The organism is Catonella sp., assembly GCF_052169795.1.
Taxonomy (GTDB): Bacteria; Bacillota; Clostridia; order Lachnospirales; family Lachnospiraceae; genus Catonella.
In genome coordinates this window covers 1-2,781 of record NZ_JBQNBU010000167.1, presented here as the reverse complement: position 1 = coordinate 2,781, position 2,781 = coordinate 1, and the positions used below count along the sequence as shown (strand labels likewise).

3 protein-coding genes are annotated in these 2,781 nt (G+C 32.8%); all 3 read right to left on the bottom strand.

Annotated elements, in window-relative coordinates; translation table 11 throughout:
* On the bottom strand, positions 1 to 332 hold a 332-nt coding region (locus ACTTKP_RS12080; protein ID WP_442554134.1), incomplete at its 3' end, for a DUF1016 N-terminal domain-containing protein.
* A 138-nt stretch (positions 333 to 470) separates the two neighbouring features.
* A complete protein-coding gene (locus tag ACTTKP_RS12075) occupies positions 471 to 1,625 on the bottom strand; it encodes a restriction endonuclease subunit S (protein WP_442554133.1) in 1,155 nt (384 codons plus the stop codon).
* A partial coding sequence (locus tag ACTTKP_RS12070; protein ID WP_442554132.1) for an HsdM family class I SAM-dependent methyltransferase occupies positions 1,610 to 2,781 on the bottom strand: 1,172 nt, incomplete at its 5' end. The genes ACTTKP_RS12075 and ACTTKP_RS12070, both read right to left, overlap by 16 nt.

Genomic DNA, 2,781 nt, shown 5'->3' with positions numbered 1-2,781 from the left:
TCGCTTATGGAAAGCAATTCACAGTAGTGCGGCCAACTTAATTTGCCAGACAGTGTCTGGCAAATTGGATATGACAGATAAAAATTCCTCATATTTTGCAAATTAGACCTTGAAAATCCCTTACCATATTCTTTTGTGAGCCTCTTTGATAAGTCTGTTACTAACTGTTTTCCATACTCGGCTCTATCAGAATTTCCCTGTTCGTCTTCTATGATAATTCGCCCAATCTCCCAGTAAGTTTGAATGAGGATATTATTAACTTCTCTTGCAACCTTGTTTCCCTGTTCATCAAGAAGATATTCTTTTTTGCTCTTTGCTCCCTGCAAGGGTATTAGCACCGCAGACCGCAAGGACACTCTTCAGGGTGTATAATTGCGCCCTTAGAAAATCTAAGGGATTTGCAATTATGCTATTGTCCTTGCTTTTTTAATCTTTAGTACCTAACAGAACGCTTTGTTCAGTCAGCTTTTTTAGTTTCTACCTGCAACCTGCTTTGTTGCTTCTATTTTTTTATCTGCCCATATAACAACATCTTTTATTACAAGTTTTTCTATTGCATATATAAAATCTTTCATAAATTTATAATCAATTTCATTATTTAATGTCGGTACTTCTATCTCCAATTTTTTCATTTTATTCCAAGTTCCCATATCATTATATGAGTATATTTTAGATAGATAGCTCATTGATGAAACAAGATATAATCCAACTTGTTCATTCTTTATAGAAGCACCACTAAGTGAAAATACATGATTATGTGTTGCCATTTTATAGTCAAAGTTTCTATAAAAAGCATTACCCCAAAAGTCAACTGTAATTGTGTTTGCAGGAAATATTTTTGCAGGTTTATCTGTTTTCCCCTTAATGCCATTATTTTGTAAGCCTGAATTGATAAAATATATTCCTCTATCATTTATATCCGACTGCTGCAAATCAACATCACCAGTTTCAGCACTGAATAAATTTTCTAAAATAAACCTATCTATTCTGTCTGTCTTTCTGTCTGAAGAATTTTGGGACAATTTATTGAACCTGTCAAGTACTTCTTCATCATATTTAGTCAAATGATAATTTTTAAGTCCGGTTGCCACAAGGTACGCCTCGAGTTCCTCGATATATTTTTCCATATAGGAAAAATATATCTTACCATTTAAAAATGGTAAGGCTACCAAAATCTCTCTTGCTTTTTCTCTATTAAATTTATTTGCGTAGTCAAATAAACCTTGTGTACTCCTCTTAAATGTTGAGCAAAAATATAACATACTCTTCTCTGTCCAATTTTCACTATCATATGGATACATTCCTTGAATGTGAGAGTATCCTATAAAATCTCTGGGTTGATAAAATATACTATCTGCTGTAGTAGTATCACTAAAAGTAATAATTCCTTTTTTCTCTAAAGGATCTAAATCCACATACCCACCAACGCCATTATTTAAGCTGGAATTGACAATTACCGGTGTTTCTCCAATTGTTTCAAATAATTTTACATTAGTTAAACCATAATTTTTAGTCGGATGTATATCAAACAAATCTCCAACTTTATATTCTTTCCATTCGCCCCCACTCTCTAAAAACTCTTTCTCAAGTTTTTCTAAGCGAGGGCTGACTATTTTCCCAAGCAAGTACCCTCTTTCTTCAAAATATTAGATACTTCCCAAGCTAAATAATCAGACACTGTCCTTTTAAAATCATCAAGTGTCGGCTTTATATCAATCTTCTTGTGCTGTGCAAATGTCCAATCCTTACCGTCTAAGGTTATCGTATCTTCAAAATATTCATCTTCCGTAAAATAATTCAAATAGCTCTTACCATATAAAACTAAATCTACTATTTCAGCATATCGTTCAATGGCATTGTTTGTATTCTTTAGATTTACATTTTGAGATGATTTTTTCCTGTTTTGTCTTGTATAACCATCATTGGTAAAATCAATAAACTTAACTAATTGCTTTTCATTATGTGGCTTACCGACATCAAATACATAGATTGCTGTTTGCACGCCTGCTTTCCCTCTAAATATATCTGCCATATGGATACTTGCAACAAGAGTATTCCTTTTCAATATATCTTTTGTATATGGCAATCCGTTTCCGCCACCTGCATTTTCCTGTATTAAAATAGCAGCTCTTCCGCTTTTCATTTTTGAGAATGCTTTTTTTACAAATATAAAGCCTTTGCCATCTGCTGAATATGGTGGATTTAATAAAAATACATTTGCAGGATAGTCTTTATCTTTTAACTGCCCTTGTTCATATTTGCCGTCATATTCTTTCAAACTGTCCTTATGAATAATATTAGATGAACCATCTCCCATTAAAATCATATTAAGAACTGCCAAAAGGTAAATATCTGCTCTTTTTTCAATTCCAAGTAATTGTTCTGATTTAATTTTTACTATCTTCTCAGATAACTCTTTTGGACTATTTATTGTATCCTGTGCGTCCTTAATCATAATTTTCATTGCAGAAATCAAGAAGCCTGCACTTCCCACCGCAAAGTCCCAAACATAACTATCCTTGTTTACCATACAAAGTTTTGCCATTAGTTCGGTTATATATCTCGGTGTTAATACAACATCGTTCTTATCACTATCAGGAATATCCACCCACTCATTCAACACATTAAATAATTTTCCTGTAAAGTCTAAATGCTTTGCTGATGTAAAGATAGGCATTATATTATTTTTGACATTTGTATAGACAGTCTTTAGCTTGCTTTCACCATTTACAGACTTCCATAAGTCAGAGTAGATGAAAACTCTTGATAAGTCATTTATAA